Source organism: Neobacillus drentensis, assembly GCF_036966985.1.
Lineage (GTDB): Bacteria > Bacillota > Bacilli > Bacillales > Cytobacillaceae > Neobacillus > Neobacillus drentensis_E.
On the sequence record NZ_JBALSN010000311.1, the window covers coordinates 3,107 to 3,416 of the forward strand.

Consider the following 310-nt stretch of genomic DNA (forward strand, 5'->3'; position numbering starts at 1 on the left):
TCATTTTATATTCCTCCTCCGGATATGAATGTTGTTATTCTTTAACGCGACAAAATCTCCAGACTCCAATGAATAAACTTTTGATACATCCTGAACAAAAATCATTTTCTACCTCCAAAATGTGGTTATTTGTTATTGAATACCCCTGTATTACATTTTACTTAGTTTGACCATGATAAAAACCGCACTCTTTTTGGGTATTACCGTAAAATTTCGTGGTACCCCCACAGGGTATTTGTTGTTATCTTGATTTCATATTATCTTTTTTCTAAAACCTTCATAATTGTGCTAGAGCTTGATTTTTATATCA